This is a genomic window from uncultured Paraglaciecola sp. (genome assembly GCF_963977085.1).
Lineage (GTDB): Bacteria > Pseudomonadota > Gammaproteobacteria > Enterobacterales > Alteromonadaceae > Paraglaciecola.
Genome location: NZ_CAXBNC010000005.1, coordinates 237,966 through 257,032, shown reverse-complemented (window position 1 = coordinate 257,032; position 19,067 = coordinate 237,966). Strand labels below are relative to the sequence as shown.

Here is a 19,067-nt window from a genome sequence, read left to right as displayed (position 1 = left end):
TAGCCTCAAATTAATGATGACTAGCATAGTGATATGCACTGTTTTGCCCCTTTCAGTCATCACCCATGAAATGGGTCATGCAATAACAGGTATCACATTGGGATTGGGTCGTCCCAGTATTACTGTGTGGCCGGGTTGGCAGATTTACCCAGAATTTGACGGGGTTAGACAAGCAGATTGGCCTAAAAGTGCAATTGCCCAGACAATATTTAGTTTTCATAGAACAGCTTTAAGGATTGAAAATAGCCCCGTATACCTAGCTCAAAACATTCAGTTTGAGGCAATGGGTTCTGTTAATTCAGTGTCTTTGAGCGAAAAAGAGTATGCATGGATATCATTAATGGGCAGTGGTTTAAATTGGTTATTATCGATAATAGCATTGTGTTTTTTAATGATATTCAAGAAGAATAAGGCAATTCTAATTACCTGCACTCCGTTTGTGTTGTTGTACTACGACTTAGTTTTTTATTCTTTGTTACCCACGTTTTTGGGTTTACCACATTGGATATTATGGGGCAGTCACTACGCTGAACCACTCTTGGCAATGGCACAAATAGGAGTGGATCATAATCTGGCAGTTGTCATTATCTGTCTAATTGCGTTATTACAGAGTGCCCTCACTCTAAAAGTGCTGACTGCACAATTTAATGGAATTAACTTACGCAATCAGCACTAATACAATTTTGTTGTTCACTCCCCCTAGACCGCTAGTATTTTTAACCGCGCCTCCAAGTTGTGCCATTTTCACCGTCTTCCAGTACCACCTGTAAGGCGTTAAGCGCATCTCGAGCGGCATCTGCAGCCGCCCAGTCTTTAGTCGCTCTGGCATCATTTCGGGCCTTAATCAATGATTCGATTTCTGCCACATCATCTTGACTACCCGCCACTGAACCTTGCAAATACTCATTTGGTGATTGTTGTAAAATACCGAGGATGTCTGCCAATTTTATCATGACACCGGCTAAATCGGCTGCCTGTTGACCGCTAGACTTATTGATTTCTTTTGCTAAATCAAATAACACCGCAAAGGCTTCTGGCGTATTAAAGTCATCATCCATAGCTTGATTAAAACGCGTTTGATAATCACCCATGGTGATATCCACATCCATATTAGGTGTGATATCTCGCAGAGCTGTATACAAACGTTCTAATGACGCGCGGGCCTGCTGAATAAAACTATCAGAATAACTTAATTGGCTGCGGTACTGAGCTGACATTAAAAAATAACGCACTGTTTCAGCATCATAGATATCTAAAACATCACGCAAAGTGAAAAAGTTGCCTAAAGACTTAGACATCTTTTCTTGGTTGACTTGCACCATACCTGTGTGCATCCAATAATTGACATAAGGTGTGTCAAATGCACAGCAGGATTGAGCCACTTCATTTTCGTGATGGGGAAAAATCAAATCAGAGCCGCCACCGTGAATATCGAAATGTTTACCTAAGTGTTTATGATTCATGGCCGAGCATTCAATATGCCAACCGGGGCGACCATTACCCCAAGGAGATTCCCAAAAAGGTTCTCCTGGCTTAACTGATTTCCAAAGTACAAAATCTAATGGATCTCGCTTTTCATCCACAACCTCTACTCGTGCACCAGAATTAAGTTGCTCTAAGTCTTGCCGTCCCAGTTTTCCGTAGTCGGCATAAGTACTGACTTCGAACAACACATCACCACTAGGTGCTTGATAAGCATAACCTTTATCTATGAGGCGTTGGATAACATCAATAATTTCTGGAATATGGGTAGTCACACGAGGCTCAACATCAGGTTCAAGCAAACCAATAGCTGCAAAATCTTGATGCATGCGGGTAATGGTTTTCTCAGTAAATTCTTCTGCTGTTAAACCTTGTTCATTTGCCCTTGAGATAATTTTATTGTCTACATCTGTGATATTACGAACATAATTTACTTCTAGTCCACGTGAGCGCATGTAGCGCACCATCAAATCAAAACTCAAATAAGTACGCGCATGGCCAACATGACACACGTCATAGACAGTAATACCGCACACATACAACCCCACTTTACCTTCTTGCAATGGTTTAAATTGCTCTTTTTGACGGGTTAGCGTGTTGTATATATGTAACATTGAATTAAAATCCTCTGGAGAGTAAAAATCTAAAAACGGGATTCTATCACCCAGAATCCAGTGCTGCATCTGTCAATCACCGTTAAAGCCTTAAAAAACTCTCAGTTTTAAGCTAGAATGCGGTGATTATTTTTATCTTGCTAATTTAAGGATCTACTTCATGGTTAAAATCCATACAAATTATGGCGTTATCACCCTTACTTTGTTTGCCGACAAAGCACCTATTACCGTTGCCAACTTTTTGGATTACGTAAAGGAAGGTTTCTACGACAACACCATATTTCACCGAGTCATTGACGGTTTTATGATCCAAGGCGGCGGGTTTGAGCCAGGAATGGATCAAAAAGAATGCAAAGACACCATCCAAAACGAAGCCAATAATGGCTTAGCGAATAACCTCGGCACAGTGGCCATGGCCCGCACTAACGAACCTCATTCAGCTACAGCGCAGTTTTTTATTAATGTAGGCGACAATAGTTTCTTAAACTTCCGCAGTGAAAGCGCTGATGGTTGGGGATACTGTGTATTTGCTGAAGTATCTGAAGGAATGGACGTGGTTAACAAGATCAAGGCGGTGGCCACAGGTAATTCTGGCTACCATCAAGACGTACCAAAAGAAGATGTTGTTATTCAGAAGGCTGAAATAGTCGAATAACCTCCCCAAGGCCAGAGAGTTGAAGTTAATCCAGTCCTTTGACTCTCTTGGCACTTATTATAAACATTCAATATTCTGTCCCACTACATGACACCTTTTACCTACTTTATCTCCGATCTCCATTTATCTGCTGACAGAGAGGATATTAACCACTGTCTGTTTGAGTTTTTACATGAAAAAGCAGTACAAGCTGATGCTTTGTATGTATTAGGGGATTTATTTGAGGTGTGGATCGGTGATGACGATCAAAACAGCTTTACGCTAAGTATTGCCAAGGCGTTTCATGCCTTGAGTCAATCTGGCGTACCTGTCTATTTTATTCATGGCAATCGAGACTTTTTAATTCGCGAGCCTTTTGCTAAACAGGCGGGCTTTAAAATATTGCCAGAACAAGTAGTAATAGACTTATATGGTGAAGCCACGCTGATAATGCACGGTGACGAACTTTGTACCAAAGATATCGATTACCAAAGGTTTCGTAAAAAAGCACGCAGTTGGTGGTGGCCAAGGATTATGCTGAGCCTACCCTTAGCGACCCGGCGAAAGCTGGCTATTAAAGGACGCGCAGCCAGTCAACAAAAACAATCTAAGCTGAGCGCAGATATTATGGATGTAACACCAGAAGAAGTCCTAAACACTATGCAAAAATTTGCAGTTAAAAGGCTAATTCATGGGCACACCCATAGACCCGCTATTCATGAACTAGTGATAAATTCCCAAGCGGCGCAACGAATTGTGCTTGGAGATTGGTATGAACAAGGGAGTGTACTTAAAGTGTCTAAAGATCACATCGAATTGACGTCAATGCAATTTTAGTCACCACTATGCGCAACTAAGGTATCGATAAATTTAGCTTGTATCAGGAAAACACTATTGAATTAGGGGAAAATTGGGATGTTTGTTACGAGGTAAATTGAAAATCAAATAGCGAGGATCTTAACAAGTTGCTTGTTAAGATCCGGCTCATACTTCGAGCCTAAATCGCTAGTTTATAAGTGGTTCTTATAAAGGAACTACTTTATTGGCACAAGGACCTTTTTGACCTTCGCCTACTTCAAACTCAACAGCTTGGCCGTCAGTTAAAGTTGCGTAACCGCCGCCAGCTTGAATCTCTGAATGGTGAACAAACAAATCTTTGCTACCGTCTTCTGGAGCGATAAAACCGAAACCTTTATCTGCATTGAACCACTTTACTGTACCTTTACTCATTTTGAACTCTCTTCTTGTAGTGAAATAGTTTAATTCCACTTGCGCTATCACCATTACGCAAGTGGATATTGAATTACGTGACGTAGTTTAACAGCTTAGTTACAAAATGTCGGAATATTTTGAACTTTATAGATTAAATATTTAATTCTACAGAAATGACATCAACTCCAATGCTATTGAGTGGCCTAAAAACGCCCCAAAAATTCAAATAAAAAACTTGCCATTTAAGATTACACGTGTAATCTTAAATTATCGACTACAAATGTAATCTACTTACCATTAAATTTGAAGACACTACTATGACAACTGACCCAGAAAAATCAGATATCAGCAAAACCGAATTTGAAGTGCTCGATGCTTTATGGGAACAATTTCCTGCAACAGCCAACGAAATTATTCAGCGCTTGAACCAAAACAAAGCATGGCATGAAAAAACCGTTAAAACCTTGTTGAGTAGATTAGTGAAAAAACAGGTTATCGATTTTGACAAGCAACAACGCAGCTATTTGTATTTTCCCCTAGTGGAACGCAGTACCTATACCCAGAAAGAAAGTAAGAGTTTAGTAAGCCGATTGTTTGGTGGAAAAGTGGCCCCTTTGGTTGCTGGCTTTGCTGACTCAGACTCTTTGTCACAAGGTGATATAGATGAACTTAAGTCTCTGATACAAAAGTGGGAGCAGGAAAATGACTAACTGGCTAGTTGAGCAACAAATAGCGATCAGCTTTTTGTTGCTCCTTTTGATTACCCTAGAAGGTAAAGCAATAAAAAGTTTAGGTGCGAATGTTATTTACGCACTTTGGTTATTAGTGCCACTTTTATTAATTGCTAACAACCTTCCCCAAGATGTTATTGCTGTGGATGACAAATCTATTTACCGTCACATTGTGGCAATGGGTGCACAAAGCCATTCCACAAACATTCACCTTAACTGGGACTTTATCTGGTTATCTGGAACCTTGGCTATCTTATTTCTTGGTGCCTATGCCCAGTGGAAAATTTACCGACTAAGCCACCTTGAATCCCATAAAATTCAACTTAGAATGGCGCTACCCAAATCCTTAAATGTTGTCAGTAACTCCCAATTAGCGGGCCCAGTATTGAGCGGTATTTTTAAACCCACTTTAGTTATTCCTGCAGGATTTCAAAGCCAGTTCACCGAGCGCCAACAACATTTAATGATACGCCACGAATTAGTGCACTTTCATAGAGGCGATAACCTCTACAACCTGTTTGCCTTAGTGTTTGTGGCGGTATTTTGGTTCAACCCGCTCACTTGGCTAGCATATCGAGCTTTTAGGCGTAGCCAAGAACTAGCCTGTGACGCAGCGGTACTCAAACAGTCAACAACCAACGATAAAATCAGCTACAGCAAAGCTTTGTTGCAATGTGCTGAACGTTCACTACACAGCTTTTCGATTTATTCACCCTATGGAGAAAAAAACACTATGTTTAAACGTATTTCCAGTATTAAAAATCCAGCAACAATAAAACCCACGTTAATAGGCTTGTCAATCGCATTAAGTAGTACTTTGCTTGCAGGCGTCGCATTAGCCAATTTGGCTGAAACCAGTCATTCAATAGAAACATCCGATATGGCTGAACCAGTGATCAGAATTGAACCAAAGTACCCAGTTAAAGCAGCACAAAATAAACAAGAAGGGTCGGTAATATTGCAGTTTGATATTGCCAAAGATGGCTCAACCGACAATATTCAAGTCATTGAATCAGTTCCTCAACAAGTATTCGATAAAGTCTCAGTTACCGCGCTAAAACAATGGACCTACAAACCGAGGATCCAAGGTGGACAGGCACAAAGACAGACGGGTTTGACTGTACAGTTAGATTATCGAATGGACCCCCCTAAACAAGACGCCCCCGACATGAGCACCAGTATTGAGAAAATTAAAGTTCTTCAATAAAAGATAAGGCCATTGATATTTTGAAATGTTTTGTATTCGTGGCCCTGTTTTTTTTGCTGTTGTAGCCAAACCACAGTGCATCTTTATTCCCGCTATTTATCCAAAGCTGACATAGAAAAAATTAATAAAGAACTTGTTGAGGCTGATTTTAGAGTTAGCATTAACGTCTTAGATTATCCCAAATCTATAACACAATCGTCGTTAACCAATTCTCTAGTGATTAAGGATCAAAACGCAGTAAACAAAATCATCAATAAATTGAGTGACTTAGGGTGGGAAATACATCACACCAGTATGCTATTTATTGATAATCATTGGTACAAAGAAAATTCAATTGACTTAATGTTGTTGCCGCCAGGAGTAACTCCACAGGCAAATGGCACATCAGTGTTTTCCCTTATTTAGAACTTCGCTCTAACGATTCAGATTGGGGCGTGTTCTTTGAACTATCGAACCATGTGCAATCTGACTCTATTGGTGAGGTGTATCTATCTGAGTTAACCCCAATGAATAATTATGCTGCTTTTGCTGGATGTACGTTTGTACACGGAATTCGTATATAAAATCATGCTTTTAAATACTGCTACTAATACATGGAGTCATTTAGAACCTCAGAATCGATAAATTCGGGATTCAAAAAATCCAATTTTTACGACGAATCGACAATAAAATAAGCTGAATGAAAATGAGTGTAAAAGTTGTGTAAAGTCAGCTTTCATTGATACACAATGTTTTACACTACCCGTCGTTTTTTTAAGGTATCAATATTCAGTGAAGTTAACTCCCTCATTATTCATTGCGATTTTACTTTGTGGTTGTGCCAGCACCAGCCAAGTAGACAACAAGCTGCGTACTGCCGAAGTGCCACAAAACTGGCAGTTTAGTGAAACAACTCAGCCTATTGCAGGTAATTGGTTCGCGCAGTTTAGTCAACCTAAGCTAAGCCTGTTGGTTGATGAGGCTCTAAACAACAACCAAACTCTGCGCCAAGAAGCCTATGACGTGCAAATATTAGCACAACAGTTAGTGCAAGCTGATGCAGACTTTTGGCCAGATCTCGATTTAACTCTCAATACTGGTCGCGCTAAATCCACAAATGGTACTATCAGCAATAGCAGTTCTCTGGAACTTGAAAGTAGTTATGAATTGGATCTTTGGGGCAAACTATCTGCTGCGCAAAAACAAGTTAATTTGAACTATTTGGCTGCCAAAGCAAAGTATCAACAAGATAGGCAAACATTAGTAGCAAACGTAGTCACTAGCTGGTTTGATTGGATAGCCGCAAAACAGTTATTGAGTTTATTTGAACAAAGAGTTAAAAATGCCAAACAAAATTTAGATATTATTGAATCAGGCTATCAACAAGGGCTCAATGGTGCGCTAGATGTATATTTGTCAAGAAATGAGCTGAATACTGAGTTATCAAACTTAGCCCAGCAAGAGGCAACTCAATATCAAGCGGCTCGGAGTTTAGAACGTTTATTAGGTCGATATCCAGACGCCAGCCTAACAACAGAGCAGCTGACATTACCTTTATTGACGAATGACATTCCTATAGGACTGCCGTCAGACATCATTACTAGAAAACCAGAGTTATTGGCCAGTTGGTATCAAGTTTTGGCCCAAGACGCTGGATTAGCTTTTGCCCACAAACAGCGCTTTCCAAGTATCAGCCTAAGCGCGTCAATCTCTGATAGTGGCGACGAATTAACTGATTTATTATCAGGCTCTTCTTTAGCATGGTCTTTATTGGGGGGCTTAACTGCGCCATTATTTAAAGCTGGGGATCTAAAAGCAAATGAAGAGATAGCTCGCTTACGCCTTAAGCAGCAAGAACAAACTTATCTTGATACTTTATACACTGCATTTTCAACTGTTGAGAATGCTATCACCACAGAAAATAGTTTAAAACAACGTTACCAAGCCACATTAGCCGCACAGCAAAACGCCGAAGCAGCTGAAACCTTAGCGTTTGAGCAATATCAGAGAGGTTTGGTGACTTATACTACAGTACTTGAAGCACAAGGCCGCTCATTTAGTGCCCAAAGTGCGTTGATCCAAATTAAAAACCAATTACTCGCCAATCGTATTGACTTACATGTTGCTCTAGGCGGTGATTTTACTGATACCAGAAATCTACAAGATAACGAACAAGAGGATGTGATAATCAATGAGTAAGGTAAAAAAGTGGTTAATTCCACTGGCTATATTAGTGATCACCTTGGTTATCGCCAACGTAATTTTTAACAATCCTCCAGAAAGTAAACGAGGTGGCCCTTCCGGCGCTTCACAACTAACAGTCAAAGTTACTGAGCTGCAACCTGAACAGTTCACTGTCGTCGTTGATACGTTCGGTACTGTACAACCCAGAACGCAAAATGCATTGGTAGCGCAAGTATCAGGTCAAATTAACTATGTGAGCCCTCAATTTCGGAATGGTGGATTTTTTTCCAAAGGAGATGTGTTACTGAAGCTAGATCAACGAGATTATATTGCAGATGTGAAAATTGCTGAAGCGGGTTTACTCTCAGCCGAACAAGCATTGCTAGAAGAACAAGCCAACGCTAAACAAGCACAAACTGATTGGAAACGTTTAGGTAATGGTCAAGAACCGAGTGATTTAGTGTTACGTAAACCACAACTAGCAGCAGCTCAGGCAAGCTTATTATCCGCAGAAGCCAGTTTAACTATCGCCAAACTAGCACTAGAAAGAACACAGATTACCGCACCTTATGACGGACGGATCCTTGAGCAACTCGTTGACTTTGGTCAAGTATTGTCTGCAACCACTCAAGTGGCAGAAATTTACTCAACTGATTTAGTAGAAATTCGTTTACCTATCAACAACAGTGACATTGATTTAGTGAATTTTCCAGAAGAGTACCGTACTAACAATAGTTTACAATCGACTATAGAAGCACGTTTTACTTCTAGCCTGAGTAAAAATCAAACTTGGCTTGGCAAAATAATTCGCACTGAAGGTGCAATTGACAGTAATGCCCAACAACTTTATATCGTTGCCCAAATTGAAGATCCATATAATCCCACATTACATCCAGGCCCTTCTATTAAGATAGGCCAATATGTCAACGCAGAGGTACAAGGAAAAACCCTTGACGATGCCATTGTGATAAACAATAGCGCTATTTATCAAGGCAGTTATGTCTATATAGTGGAAAATGGCCTATTAAAAAGACGCGATATCAATATACGTTGGCAGAACAGTCAAAAGACTATTATTGAAAGCGGTTTAAACGCGGGTGAATTATTAGTGACCACACCTTTAGGTCAGGTGAGTTCTGGTACCCGTGTCAGCATAGCTGGCGAGCAACAACCCCAGTCTTCCCCCTCTCCAGATAGAGAAGCTAAGTTGCAACAAATGGCAAAAAAAATGGGGGTAACAGTAGAAGAACTGCGCGCCAAACGTTCAGCTAAAAACACAGGTTCGGCAGCTACAACCACTCAAAGTAACCACTAATGACTATTTATCTTATCTCACATCCATTTCCTAAGACTGGAGAACGAACATGATTGCTTGGTTTGCCCGAAACCATGTGGCAGCTAATTTGCTCATGATCACAATTTTATTTGCCGGCATTTATAGTCTAACCAGTCGTATTCCTCTTGAAGTGTTTCCCTCATTTGAAACTGACACTATTAGTGTATCAGTGACCTTACGTGGTGCCACTCCCGAAGATACCGAATTAGGTGTGGCCATTTTGGTAGAAGAGGCGGTGCAAGATTTAGAAGGCATTGAACAAATCATTAGTGTCTCTTCAGAAGGCTCAGCCAGAATAAGCATAGACGTAGACTCTGATTATGACGCCCGAGAAATGTTAGCCGATATAAAATCACGTGTAGACGCTATTAATACCTTTCCGGCAGATGCAGAAAACCCAGTTGTATCTTTAGCTCAGCGCACACGTGAAGTGATAGCTGTGACTATTTCAGGCATATATGGCGAAAAAGAAATTAACGAGTTTGCGGAACAGGTGCGTGATGATTTATTACGTATTCCCGGTATCACACAACTGGAACTAGCCGGTGTACGTGACTATGAAATTGCCTTAGAAATCCCTCAAGACCGCTTGCGTCAATATGATTTAACCTTAGCTCAGGTGTCGACTGCTGTCGCTAATTCGAGTAGCGATATTTCGGCTGGTAATATCAAGACTGATGGCGGTGACGTATTAATTCGCTCTAAAGGCCAAGCGTACCGCAAAGATGAATTTGCAGACATTCCTATTAAAACCAATAGCGACGGTTCAATTCTGCGCCTAAAAGACATTGCCGACATTCAAGATGGCTTTGAAGAAACACCGGTTCGCACCCGTTTTAATGGTAAACAAGCGGCATTCATAGACGTGTACCGAATCGGACAACAAAGTGCTGTAGAAGTCGCCGATAAAGTTAAACAATATATAGAAGACAAACAGCCCTTATTACCAGAGGGGTACCAATTAAGTTATTGGGATGACGACTCACAGATCGTTAAAAATCGTATTGCGACTCTTACAGGCAGCGCGTTGCAGGGTGGAATATTAGTCTTGCTTTTACTCACCCTATTTTTACGACCTGCCATTGCATTTTGGGTGTTTATTGGGATCCCTGTCTCCTTTATGGGTGCCTTCTTAGCCATGCCTTTTTTTGGGGTAACATTAAATGTGATGAGTCTATTTGGCTTTATTTTGGTACTGGGAATAGTGGTGGACGACGCCATAGTCACTGGCGAAAATATCTATACTCACCTGCGCACATCAGAGTCAGGTGAAGAAGCGGCAATCAAAGGCACACTAGAAGTCGCCACCCCAGTCACTTTTGGTATTTTAACTACAATTGCGGCCTTTCTACCCTTTGCCTTTATTGAAGGAAATCGTGGGGCGCTATTTGCGCAAATTCCGGTGATAGTTATTCCCGTGTTGTTGTTTTCATTAATTGAATCAAAATTTGTTTTACCGTCCCATCTTAAAAATATTAAATTACGTAATGAGAAGTCCTCAAAAGGTAACCGTTTAGAGCAATGGCAACAACGTTTTGCAGATGGATTTGAGCGCGCAATTCTACGTTATTACCAACCACTTCTAGGGTTTTGTTTACGTCATAAACTGGCTACCCTTGCGACCTTTATCGGCACATTCGCAATTATTATGTCGCTGCTCATGAGCGGCTGGACTAAATTTGTGTTTTTCCCTCGTGTGCCCAGTGAAACAGTCAGGGCCAGTTTAACTATGACCACAGGCACCACTTTCGAAGTCACTAATCAATACATAGTTAAAATGTCTGATAAAGCAGAAGAGCTGCGAGATAAATATGTTGACCCAGACACAGGGCAAAGTGTCATTCTCAATGTACTCGCTTCTACTGGTGGTCGTGGTGGTACCTCTAATGTAGGTTCAGTTCGATTCGAAATCATTCCTCCAGAACAAAGAGAGTCTTCAGTCACTTCTGCTGACTTGGTACGAGAATGGCGAGAACTTATTGGCCCAATTCCTGGAGCCGAAAGCATTACATATCGCGCTGAATTGGGACGTTCATCAGATCCTATTGATGTACAATTAAGTGGTAATTCCCAAGCAACATTGCAAGAAATTGCCGATCAAATTAAATCGCGACTTGCCACCTACCCCACGGTATTTGAAATTGCAGATAGTCTCTCTGACGGTAAAGAAGAATTACAAATTGAGTTGACCCAACAAGGTAAGGCGTTAGGACTGACTCGGGTGAATGTGTCTAACCAAGTACGTAATGCATTTTTTGGTAGCCAAGTACAACGCATTCAACGTGGCCGTGATGATGTACGGGTTATGGTGAGGTTACCCATAAATGAACGACGCTCTTTATCTGACCTACAAAATATTTTGGTACAAACCCCTTCAGGTGGTTCGGTGCCTTTATCTCATGTGGCCACCCTTATTCCCGGTAAAAGCCCTTCAGAAATTAGACGTATTGACCGTTATCGAACGGTTAGCGTGACCGCAGATGTAGAGAAACTAAATACCAATATGACTGTGTTACAGGCTGAGTTAGCTGAATTTGTGCAACAACTTGTGAATCAATACCCAGGCGTAACATGGAAAATGGAAGGTGAAGCTCGTGAACAACGAGAGTCCTTTTCATCATTAAGTGTAGGTTTATTAATGGTTTTCTTTGCTATCTATTTATTGTTGGCTATCCCCTTTAAATCTTACATTCAGCCGATTATTGTCATGAGTGTGATCCCTTTCAGTATGATAGGTGCTGTGATGGGACATTGGTTAATGGGCATGGAGCTGACTATTATGAGTGTACTTGGCATGTTAGCTTTGGTGGGTGTAGTAGTGAACGACTCCCTGGTATTAGTAGACTTTATCAATAAAAAACGTCTTGAAGGCGGCACACTAATGGATGCAGTATTGATAGCCGGAGCATCAAGATTTAGGCCTATAATGCTCACCAGCTTAACGACTTTTATTGGTTTAATGCCGTTACTATTTGAAAAGTCGACTCAGGCGCAATTTTTAATACCTATGGCAGTGTCACTGGGCTTTGGTATTTTATTTGCCACGTTTATTACTCTTATTTTAGTGCCAATCAATTATATGTTGGTTGAAAGGCTAAAAGGGAATACTAAGAACAGTTCCTTAGTTACAAAGACCCCCGCAGTGCAAATGAACTGAATTAAAACCATAGTTAAAAGCTAAGACAAAATATGTCTTAGCTTTTAAACCTCAAATTCAAGTAAAACTGCAATTAGCGCGGTGGTCTAGGCGGTCTTGCTGGCCGTGCAGAGGCATCACATAAAGCTGAATCATTATCTAGGGCACAACCAACTTCCCCAACGTGACAGGCAATAATCGCATTTTTTCCAGGTTCAGCCACATGATAGTGGTAACCCAGTTCGCCAAATTCATGTCCTCCACATTGATCAAGATCCACAGCTAAAGTGCCGTCAAGGTTAAGACGATTGTGTAGCGGGAAACCATCCATCGCAATACCAATTGCTGCGGCATGATCTTGCTCAACCGCTACAGATTTCAAACACTCCCCTGTTACGGCGTGAATATGATAGCCAGCATGCAAGTTAACATGGCCACCACAATCATCAAAAGGCGCTAAAGTATGAGCAGCCAAAATGGCATGTGTAGGTGCAGAGGCATCGAATCGAGCCCCACTAAAGGCGATGCCCACTCCTGAAAAGCCCACGTTTCTGCTTGGCTCAGCCGCTTTTATAGATTCGATAGGAATCACGTAAGTATTACTCGCTCCTTTGTCCATATAGGATACTTGGCACTCAACGCAATAATTTTGGTACTCAGGGTCAACGTCTGGTCTAGCGGCTGCTTCGCAAGATATCTTAGTGTCAGTAACGTTAACTGCACCTGTTACGGCGTCAAACATTAACCATTTATCATCTTTATAAAAAGTCGCCAGATTTTTAATAAAGTCGCCGTCTGCATCGTAAACTTTGCCGCTTTCTAGCCAAATACCCGATTTTTCTGGGCCATCACTAATATTTCTTGGACACCATGGGCCAATAGTCATTTTGGCAGGCGCTGGTTTTAGAGTAATAGAAACACAGCTGGTCTCAGTACCTCCCGATAACTTACAATCCACAATGTGAGGCGTACCTATAATAGATTCAGACTCAAATTGCGCCAGCCAATCAACAACAAATTCACTTTGGTCACCATGTGAATGCAATTCTCCATCACCATGCTGATGAACTTGAGTACTAAGTGTAGAGCCAGCTTTATCAGAGTCGGAGCAAGCATAAAGACTGGCAATACAACAAAACAAAAACGACCTTTTGGTAAAATGATGCATATCACCCCCTATTACTAAATAATTGCAGCCAATTCTGCACCTTGTCTGATTGCTCTTTTTGCGTCAAGTTCCGATGCCACATCGGCGCCGCCAATTAAATGAGTTGTGATATTTTTCTCATCCAAGCCTTTTTGCAACTCTCTAAGTGGTTCTTGACCAGCACATAAAATAATATTATCGACTGTTAATATTTGAGGTTTGTCATTCACTCTAATATGTAAGCCTTGGTCGTCAATTTTTACATAATCAACCCCTGCAATCATTTGCACTTGTTTTCTTTGTAGCGTCGACCTATGGATCCAGCCTGTTGTTTTACCTAGCCCTTTACCCACTTTAGTAGTTTTACGTTGCAATAAAAAAATCTCTCTGGCAGGCGCTTCAATATCAGCTTCTGTTAATGCACCTGCTTGGCTGTATGTTTTATCAATCCCCCAACTTTTTAACCATTGATCAGGCTGAGTTGTTAAAGAGTGCTCTTCTACTAAAAATTCTGCCACATCAAAACCTATCCCTCCTGCCCCTATAATTGCGACCTTTTTGCCGACCACTTTATTGTCTTTTAGCACATCAAGATAATTCAAGACTTTAGGATGCTGGATGCCTTCAATATTGACACCTCTCGGTTTGATGCCTGTTGCGAGTACTACCTGTTCAAACTTGGCATCAGCTAACGACTCAACACTTTGCTGGCTGTCTAAATGTAAATGCACCCCCGTGACCTCTAACCTTTTTTTGTAATATCGCAAGGTTTCATAAAACTCTTCTTTACCAGGAATACGTTTGGCATAGTTAAACTGACCGCCAATTTCGCTGCTTTTTTCGAACAAATGTATTTCATGTCCTCGTTCAGCGGCGTAACAGCTAAAGGCTAAACCCGCGGGACCTGCGCCGACTACAGCAACTTTTTTCTTATGTGTGGTTAAGGGGAAATTTAATTCAGTTTCGTATCCTGCGCGAGGATTCACTAAACAGCTGGCTCGTTTACGTTTAAAAGTATGGTCCAAACAAGCTTGGTTACAGGCAATACAAGTATTGATCTCGTCTCCTCGCCCTTGCTGTGCTTTACGTACAAAGTTTTCATCAGCCAAAAAGGGCCTAGCCATTGAAACCATATCTGCCTGACCACTGGCCAGTATTTTTTCAGCGATTTCTGGGGTGTTGATTCTATTGGTCGCTATCAACGGCACACTGACCTCATTTTTCATACGCTCAGTGATCCAACTAAATGCACCTCTTGGTACCATAGTGCCAATTGTAGGAACCCTGGCTTCATGCCAACCAATACCTGTATTGATTAAAGTAGCACCAGAACTTTCAATTAATTTTGCAAGGGCAACAACTTCATTCCAATTGCTGCCACCTTCAACTAAATCCAGCATAGATAAACGAAATATGATGATAAAATCGCTACCCACTTTTTGCCTAACTGCATTGACAATTTCAACTGCAATCCGCGAACGATTTTCAAAACTGCCGCCCCACTCGTCATCTCGTTGGTTGGTACGAGGGCACAAAAACTGGTTAATAAAGTAACCTTCAGAGCCCATGATTTCTACGCCATCGTATCTCGCTTGTTTGGCCATATAGGCGCAGTTAGCATAGTCGTTAATGGTACTGACAATCCCTCTTTTTGATAAAGCCTTAGGTTTAAATGGGTTGATTGGCGATTTGATGGCCGAGGGTGCAACTACAAAAGGATGATAGCCATAGCGGCCTGCATGTAGAATCTGCAGACAAATTTTACCTTGATGGTGATGCACAGCCTCAGTAATAACTTGATGCTCTTTGGCATGTTTTTTCTTGCTCATTCGCGCAGCAAAAGGCAATAGCCATCCTTGTCGATTGGGACTGACGCCACCTGTCACTATAAGTCCAACACCACCTGCTGCACGCTCCGCATAAAAAGCCGCTAGTTTTTCTAGTCCATGTTTTTCTTCTTCCAAACCAAGGTGCATAGAGCCCATCAAGACACGATTAGGTAATTCAGTAAAACCTAAATCTAGGGGTTCAAATAAATGTGGATAATAAGCGTTTGCCGTCATATTCAATTGGCTTCCTTTTTATTCTGGACTTTAAGCAGTCTATCGTACTATTTTTGTCTTTAGATGAAAAAGTTACAAAGAATTACATTTGAAATTGTTCACAAGGCGCTTTTTTAGATAGGATCCCTTAATATTTTGTAACGAGTGTATATACCTATTATGTCTTCAGGAACAAGTTGGACGAAGTCGTTGTTTATTGGTTTATGGAACGCCCTTAATTTTAGTCGTAAATTATTCTTAAACATCATTTTCATTGTTATTTTTCTAGCCTTTATTTCAGTTTTCTTAAAGGACAATAATAAAATCACAGTACCCAGTAATTCAGCCTTAGTGCTGAAGTTAGTGGGCAATGTGGTGATAGAAAAAGAAGGAGTTGATCCTTTTACCGAATTTATGCAAGAAGCCTTTGAGCAAGAAGATGATAACCCCGAAATATTGCTTCAAGATGTATTGCTGACTATCGAAAATGCTAAACAAGACCGTCGAATTAAAGCCTTAGTTTTAGACTTACACGGACTAGGCAATGCTGGTTTAGACAAGTTAGAACAAATTGCGGTGGCTTTAGAAGACTTTAAAGACAGTGAAAAACCCATCTATGCAATTGGCGATTATTTTAGCCAAAACCAATATTACCTCGCTAGCCGTGCTGATCATCTCTACCTCAACCCTATGGGGTTTATGATGTTTGAAGGTTACGGTCGTTTCGGCATGTATTTCAAATCAGCAATTGAAAAACTTAAAGCAGAAACACATGTATTCAAAGTTGGCACCTATAAATCAGCCGTTGAGCCTTACATTCGTGACGATATGTCAGACGCGGCAAAAGAAGCAAACAAAGCTTGGTTAACCGCTATGTGGACTCAATACAAAAGCAGTGTTGCACAAGCTCGTGGGTTAGATGTTAATCATTTTGATGAAGAACTCGATGTTTTCTTGGAAAAGTTTGAACAATCAGGAGGTGACTTTGCGCAATACGCATTGGACTTTGGTTGGGTTGATGCACTTAAAACTCGTGAGCAAGCACTGCAAGAAGTGGTTGCTGTAGTAGGTAAAGACGAAAAAGGTATGGGATTTAACGCTATTAGCTACAAAAATTACCTGAATATTATCAAGCCTGTCCTACCTAATCTTGCTAACAACTTAGATAAAGTCGCTATTGTTGTTGCTAAAGGCACCATATTAAACGGCACCCAAAAACCCGGTCAAATTGGCGGAGACAGCACGGCACAGTTGTTGCGCAAAGCCAGATATGACAAGAATGTAAAATCTGTAGTGTTATATGTAGACTCTCCAGGTGGCAGTGCTTTCGCTTCTGAAATCATTCGTCAGGAAGTTGAAAACTTGCAGGCTGTTGGCAAACCAGTGGTAGCGGTAATGAGCACTTATGCAGCATCTGGCGGTTACTGGATTTCTGCTGGGGCCGACAAGATACTGGCTGCACCCAGCACAATCACAGGTTCGATTGGTATATTCGGAATGTTTTTAACCTTTGAAAACACCTTGGATTATTTAGGTGTTCATACCGATGGTGTAGGTACAACCGAATTCGCTGGAATGGGTATCACTAAAACCCTTAACCCCAAAGTCGCTGCCATCATGCAAAGAGGCATAGAACATGGCTATGATCAATTTATCTCACTGGTTGCTAATAAACGCGACATGAGTAAAGAGCAAGTTGATCAGATAGCGCAAGGACGTGTATGGATTGGTGATACTGCGTTAGAATTAGGTTTAGTAGATGAACTAGGTTATTTACAAGATGGTGTAAAAGCGGCAGCTGATTTAGCCAACCTAGATACATACGATACCCAATATATTCAAAGAACCTTGTCTAAGAATGAGTTGTTTTGGAAAGAATTATTCCAAAGCGCTTCAGTATCATTTAAAGGTGCGTTCGAAGTTGAAAAATCCAATACTATTTTAGGTTTTGTTAAAGAACTCACAGCAGACATAGAAGCAGTATCAAAACTGAATGATCCTAAAGGTGTTTACGCCTACTGTTTAGCTTGTGAGTTGTAAGCTAGGCATCTAAATAATAATGTTCCAATCATGGCCATCATGGTTGGGACATTTTAGTGTTTCATCACTAACACCATCACTAACCTTTTAGTTGTCTGCGCTTAACGCTTCTAATAATTCTTTATCTAAGCTTTGTGCCGACTCTTTAGCCTGAATTGCATATTTTTCTAACGCAAAATCCTGCTTTGATTGAGGCTCCCAAGTGGGTACTTCAACTGGATAGCCAGCTTCATCGCTAGCCACAAAAACCATAATACAATGACCTGTTTCAACCATTTTATTTAGTTTAGGATCCCCAGCGACAATTCGAATATGAATATGCATACTGGTTTTCCCAGTGTGTACTATTTTTGCAGTAAGCGTCACCATCTGCCCCACTAAGATTGGGCGAATAAAGCGGATGCCACCAATAGATACCGTCACACAATAATGGGCGCTCCACTGAGCAGCGCATGCATAACCGGCTTGATCCATCCATTTCATCACGATACCGCCGTGTACTTTGCCACCAAAATTAACATCCGTTGGTTCGGCTAAAAATCGAAAGTCTAAGGAACGACGTAATTGTTGATCTTGCATTGATATACTCAAAAGGATTGGCTTTAAGTGATTATTAGTTAAAATGATTCTATTGTCAGTAACTCTTCTTATTTGTAGAACATTTTTGTCATTCAACTCCCAACAATTAGTGATTCAAAAAGTAGAACAATGTATTCGCCATGCTTCCTTTTACTTTGAAAAACACTTTACCTTGCCTAAGATTAATTTTAATCAAAGAGGAAAAATTGCTGGGTGCGCGCGACTGCAAAAAAATGAATTACATTTTAATCCCGTTTTACTTGCAGACAATCTTGACGCATTTTTAAAAGAAGTGGTACCTCATGAAGTTTGTCATTTATTAGCCTATCAACTCTTTGGAAAAGTACGCCCACATGGAAAAGAATGGCAAGGATTGATGCTGAAACTGTATAACGTAAAAGGACAAACCTACCATCAGATGGATGTATCTAAAGTGGCTGGACAACAATTTAACTACCGCTGTCATTGTGGAATTGTGAAACTGAGTGTAAGGAGACACAATAAAGTAATCAGAGGTCAACAACAGTATATTTGTCGTAAGTGCAGTACTGCACTGACTCTAGGCGAATGAGAAAGATGAATAACCACGCTTAAATGTCCTGCTCAAAATAGATGTCGATAAGTAACCAAGGTATTGGGAAGTATAATACTGCAATGGCAAAGATATTTAGCCTAGCCAATTGGCCTATGCCATTTTAACTAGCAGGTTTTCAATGCTGTTATCATAGGTGCATGGGACATATA

General features: G+C 40.8%; 16 protein-coding genes. 11 read left to right on the top strand and 5 right to left on the bottom strand.

The window, feature by feature from the left end; translation table 11 throughout:
* Nucleotides 1–13 precede the first annotated feature (13 nt).
* A complete protein-coding gene (locus AAC000_RS08515) occupies nucleotides 14–676 on the top strand; it encodes a hypothetical protein (RefSeq protein ID WP_339721806.1) in 663 nt (220 codons plus the stop codon).
* 40 nt (nucleotides 677–716) lie between these two features.
* Here the strand turns inward: AAC000_RS08515 and cysS are convergent, their stop codons facing one another.
* Nucleotides 717–2,096 carry a cysteine--tRNA ligase gene (gene cysS / locus AAC000_RS08510; protein WP_339721885.1) on the bottom strand — a complete coding sequence of 460 codons (1,380 nt, stop codon included), beginning with the start codon at nucleotides 2,094–2,096 and terminating at the stop codon, nucleotides 717–719.
* Nucleotides 2,097–2,256: 160 nt separating this feature from the next.
* Here cysS and ppiB point away from each other — a divergent pair, with 160 nt between their 5' ends.
* Nucleotides 2,257–2,751 (top strand): peptidylprolyl isomerase B, encoded by a 495-nt coding sequence (gene ppiB, locus AAC000_RS08505; protein ID WP_339721804.1) that lies wholly within the window; start codon nucleotides 2,257–2,259, stop codon nucleotides 2,749–2,751.
* Between the two features lie 87 nt (nucleotides 2,752–2,838).
* A complete protein-coding gene (lpxH, locus tag AAC000_RS08500) occupies nucleotides 2,839–3,567 on the top strand; it encodes a UDP-2,3-diacylglucosamine diphosphatase (protein ID WP_339721803.1) in 729 nt (242 codons plus the stop codon).
* Nucleotides 3,568–3,753: 186 nt separating this feature from the next.
* On the opposite strand, the gene AAC000_RS08495 is transcribed toward lpxH, so the two are convergent.
* Entirely contained in the window at nucleotides 3,754–3,960 is a 207-nt protein-coding gene (locus AAC000_RS08495; RefSeq protein ID WP_007618104.1) for a cold shock domain-containing protein, read from the bottom strand.
* Between the two features lie 299 nt (nucleotides 3,961–4,259).
* Here AAC000_RS08495 and AAC000_RS08490 point away from each other — a divergent pair, with 299 nt between their 5' ends.
* The 6 genes from AAC000_RS08490 (at nucleotide 4,260) to AAC000_RS08465 (ending at nucleotide 12,536) form a co-directional block, all read left to right on the top strand.
* Entirely contained in the window at nucleotides 4,260–4,652 is a 393-nt protein-coding gene (locus AAC000_RS08490) for a BlaI/MecI/CopY family transcriptional regulator (protein WP_339721800.1), read from the top strand.
* Complete coding sequence (locus AAC000_RS08485; protein WP_339721798.1) at nucleotides 4,645–5,880, top strand: M56 family metallopeptidase; 1,236 nt, start codon at nucleotides 4,645–4,647, stop codon at nucleotides 5,878–5,880. The genes AAC000_RS08490 and AAC000_RS08485 overlap by 8 nt, the downstream gene beginning before the upstream one ends.
* 75 nt (nucleotides 5,881–5,955) lie before the next feature.
* Complete coding sequence (locus tag AAC000_RS08480) at nucleotides 5,956–6,285, top strand: hypothetical protein (RefSeq protein ID WP_339721797.1); 330 nt, start codon at nucleotides 5,956–5,958, stop codon at nucleotides 6,283–6,285.
* A gap of 366 nt (nucleotides 6,286–6,651) precedes the next feature.
* Complete coding sequence (locus AAC000_RS08475) at nucleotides 6,652–8,058, top strand: efflux transporter outer membrane subunit (protein WP_339721795.1); 1,407 nt, start codon at nucleotides 6,652–6,654, stop codon at nucleotides 8,056–8,058.
* A complete protein-coding gene (locus tag AAC000_RS08470; RefSeq protein ID WP_339721793.1) occupies nucleotides 8,051–9,358 on the top strand; it encodes an efflux RND transporter periplasmic adaptor subunit in 1,308 nt (435 codons plus the stop codon). The genes AAC000_RS08475 and AAC000_RS08470 overlap by 8 nt, the downstream gene beginning before the upstream one ends.
* 49 nt (nucleotides 9,359–9,407) lie before the next feature.
* Nucleotides 9,408–12,536: an efflux RND transporter permease subunit gene (locus AAC000_RS08465; protein ID WP_339721791.1), complete on the top strand. Its 3,129-nt coding sequence runs from the start codon at nucleotides 9,408–9,410 to the stop codon at nucleotides 12,534–12,536.
* 73 nt (nucleotides 12,537–12,609) lie between these two features.
* On the opposite strand, the gene AAC000_RS08460 is transcribed toward AAC000_RS08465, so the two are convergent.
* Nucleotides 12,610–13,683 carry a YHYH protein gene (locus tag AAC000_RS08460; RefSeq protein ID WP_339721790.1) on the bottom strand — a complete coding sequence of 358 codons (1,074 nt, stop codon included), beginning with the start codon at nucleotides 13,681–13,683 and terminating at the stop codon, nucleotides 12,610–12,612.
* 14 nt (nucleotides 13,684–13,697) lie between these two features.
* Entirely contained in the window at nucleotides 13,698–15,725 is a 2,028-nt protein-coding gene (locus tag AAC000_RS08455; RefSeq protein ID WP_339721789.1) for an NADPH-dependent 2,4-dienoyl-CoA reductase, read from the bottom strand.
* A 159-nt stretch (nucleotides 15,726–15,884) separates the two neighbouring features.
* On the opposite strand from AAC000_RS08455, the gene sppA reads away from it, so the two are divergent.
* A complete protein-coding gene (gene sppA / locus AAC000_RS08450) occupies nucleotides 15,885–17,744 on the top strand; it encodes a signal peptide peptidase SppA (RefSeq protein ID WP_339721788.1) in 1,860 nt (619 codons plus the stop codon).
* Between the two features lie 87 nt (nucleotides 17,745–17,831).
* Here sppA and AAC000_RS08445 read toward each other — a convergent pair whose 3' ends face one another.
* Complete coding sequence (locus tag AAC000_RS08445; RefSeq protein ID WP_339721787.1) at nucleotides 17,832–18,323, bottom strand: acyl-CoA thioesterase; 492 nt, start codon at nucleotides 18,321–18,323, stop codon at nucleotides 17,832–17,834.
* 85 nt (nucleotides 18,324–18,408) lie between these two features.
* Here AAC000_RS08445 and AAC000_RS08440 point away from each other — a divergent pair, with 85 nt between their 5' ends.
* Entirely contained in the window at nucleotides 18,409–18,894 is a 486-nt protein-coding gene (locus tag AAC000_RS08440) for a SprT family zinc-dependent metalloprotease (RefSeq protein WP_339721786.1), read from the top strand.
* Nucleotides 18,895–19,067 lie beyond the last annotated feature (173 nt).

Excerpts from the sequence above, each read along its gene's own strand:
- AAC000_RS08460 (WP_339721790.1), bottom strand. The coding sequence starts at position 13,683 with ATGCATCATTTTACCAAAAGGTCGTTTTTGTTTTGTTGTATTGCCAGT.
- AAC000_RS08455 (WP_339721789.1), bottom strand. The coding sequence starts at position 15,725 with ATGACGGCAAACGCTTATTATCCACATTTATTTGAACCCCTAGATTTA.
- sppA (WP_339721788.1), top strand. The coding sequence starts at position 15,885 with ATGTCTTCAGGAACAAGTTGGACGAAGTCGTTGTTTATTGGTTTATGG.
- AAC000_RS08445 (WP_339721787.1), bottom strand. The coding sequence starts at position 18,323 with ATGCAAGATCAACAATTACGTCGTTCCTTAGACTTTCGATTTTTAGCC.
- AAC000_RS08490 (WP_339721800.1), top strand. The coding sequence starts at position 4,260 with ATGACAACTGACCCAGAAAAATCAGATATCAGCAAAACCGAATTTGAA.
- AAC000_RS08470 (WP_339721793.1), top strand. The coding sequence starts at position 8,051 with ATGAGTAAGGTAAAAAAGTGGTTAATTCCACTGGCTATATTAGTGATC.
- AAC000_RS08485 (WP_339721798.1), top strand. The coding sequence starts at position 4,645 with ATGACTAACTGGCTAGTTGAGCAACAAATAGCGATCAGCTTTTTGTTG.
- ppiB (WP_339721804.1), top strand. The coding sequence starts at position 2,257 with ATGGTTAAAATCCATACAAATTATGGCGTTATCACCCTTACTTTGTTT.
- lpxH (WP_339721803.1), top strand. The coding sequence starts at position 2,839 with ATGACACCTTTTACCTACTTTATCTCCGATCTCCATTTATCTGCTGAC.
- AAC000_RS08515 (WP_339721806.1), top strand. The coding sequence starts at position 14 with ATGATGACTAGCATAGTGATATGCACTGTTTTGCCCCTTTCAGTCATC.
- AAC000_RS08495 (WP_007618104.1), bottom strand. The coding sequence starts at position 3,960 with ATGAGTAAAGGTACAGTAAAGTGGTTCAATGCAGATAAAGGTTTCGGT.
- AAC000_RS08465 (WP_339721791.1), top strand. The coding sequence starts at position 9,408 with ATGATTGCTTGGTTTGCCCGAAACCATGTGGCAGCTAATTTGCTCATG.
- cysS (WP_339721885.1), bottom strand. The coding sequence starts at position 2,096 with ATGTTACATATATACAACACGCTAACCCGTCAAAAAGAGCAATTTAAA.